The 1,552-nt window shown below is 35.2% G+C and carries 1 protein-coding gene; it reads right to left on the reverse strand.

Features of this window, described 5'->3' with window-relative positions; all coding sequences use genetic code 11:
• A partial coding sequence (locus tag ACFING_RS09720) for an ABC transporter substrate-binding protein (protein ID WP_375630754.1) occupies positions 1-638 on the reverse strand: 638 nt, incomplete at its 3' end.
• Positions 639-1,552 lie beyond the last annotated feature (914 nt).

The following is a 1,552-nucleotide window of genomic DNA, read 5'->3' on the forward strand; positions in this document are numbered from 1 at the left end:
ACGCAAGCAGAATGGCTTGCCAAATACCGGTTTCCCATATCACCATCTTTTTCGTGTTTCATGAGTGTCTCACGATCAAGCAAAGCAAGAGTACGACTAGTGGCAAAATGGCTAAGAATGAGCTCTGCTGGATAAGGTTTATCAAATTTCATCACCACCGTTTTGTCATCCGGTGCTTGAAAAGCCTCATCAACGTTTTGTTCTGTGATACCATATTCATTAAATGTCGCCGCAGTAGCCATCTTCAATTGAACAACCCGCTTCATGCTCCAAATAAGATCATTAGCATTCGCAGGACGACCATCGTTGAACTTTAAACCATCACGCAAGTGAAAAGTAATCACCGTACTCTGATCATCACTTGAAACATCCCAACTCTTCGCTAAAGAAGGAACCATTTTAGCAGCATCATCTGTAGCAGAAACGACTAAATTATCACAAACATTAACAAGAACTTCATTACCATAACGGTCATTGATTTGTGCGGGATCAAATGTACTTATTGTATCAAGATTCCAAGCCATCACAAGCGTATCGGCAGGTGTTTTCGCTGAAACTTGTTGCACAAACATCCCCATTGCAAGAACAGCAGAAACAAAAGAACTGCCCTTTTTCAATATTTTTCTTTTCACGTTCATAGAATTTTCCTTTTAAGATTTAAGGTTATTGTATAACTTCCCATGAGACAACATGCAAAAATGATAAGATCATGATTAGAAAACACGCCTTCTAGAGGTAAAATATCAAAATCTCTAAAAGCAGCAGCCACTTTTCAAAAGCTCATTCCCTCCCAAACACGTATAGAACAAACGAACATATGCAACGCAAAACGATCTGATTAAAATGAAGCTATCACGCACGATAGCACACGACATCACGGCACTTATAATTCAGAGCATATCAGACCAAAATCCTTCCTTGCTTCATTAAAAAGATTTCTTTTTCAAGTTTCTTCTTGCGATTTTCTAAAAAGTATCATCAAAGCGCTACTCTAATTGCTTCAAAAGCCTCAAAACAATTTGATATTTTGATGATCCTGAATAAATTTTTCGTAACCATTTTCACCCTTCTTCAGAAGAAAATTCGAACTTTGATTATAACTCCGTATCAAATAACAGCTTCGAACCTATAGATTATCATATTTTAAGTCATAAGGAATGTAACCTGAGGTATGAGAAGAGTAGCTTGATGTTTCCCCACGTACCCGCATACAACAGTTTTTCTCACCAAAACATTTTATAAAGTCCCCATTTTTTCAGAAACACTAAACTTTGCTTTATTCGTTACACCTGTCTTTTGCAACAAACAAATTTATTACTTTCTATACATATAAATTGAAATATCAAATATTAATATCTATACACGTAGAATTTATCGAGATAAATAACCTCTCTTCCCAATAGAATGTTTTGAAACAAAATTCTCTACACAACATAGTAATCCATTCCCGATAGAATTCAACGTATTGCAAAGTATTAAAGAGCTTTGCAATACATCAAATATATCATGACCATGTTTTTTATATTTTATAAACTTGATACCTTCTTATTTT

Origin of the sequence: Bartonella sp. AP150HLJHH (genome assembly GCF_042196385.1) — a bacterium.
Taxonomy (GTDB): Bacteria; Pseudomonadota; Alphaproteobacteria; order Rhizobiales; family Rhizobiaceae; genus Bartonella.